1 pseudogene is annotated in these 362 nt (G+C 70.7%); it reads left to right on the top strand.

The features are described 5' to 3' along the window. Window positions 1-22 precede the first annotated feature (22 nt). Window positions 23-362 (top strand): annotated as a pseudogene (locus IH13_RS0118120) (HAD family hydrolase); the annotation flags it as partial.

The raw sequence follows: 362 nt of genomic DNA on the forward strand, positions 1-362 counted from the left end.
GAGATGTGTATAAGAGACAGACGCCGAGCAGCGGGTCGCCTGCGGGCTCACCCCGGGCGTCGAGGAGCTGCTGGTCCGCTGGAAGCGGGCCGGGCACAGCCAGTCGCTGCTGAGCATGTACGGGCACGAGCACCTGGTCCCCGTGGTGCGGGACCACGGCATCGAGCCCCACTTCGTGCGGGTGGACGGCCGCACCGGCCCGTCCGGGGGTAGTAAGGCCCTGCACATGGAGCGGCACTTCGAGGCGCTGGAGGGGGTAGCCCCCGAACGCGCGGTGGTGATCGGGGACGCCGTGGACGACGCCGTGGCCGCCGCCCACGTCGGGGCGCGCGCGGTGCTGTACACCTGTCTCTTATACACAT

Source organism: Streptomyces sp. NRRL WC-3549 (genome assembly GCF_000721935.1).
GTDB lineage: Bacteria > Actinomycetota > Actinomycetes > Streptomycetales > Streptomycetaceae > Streptomyces.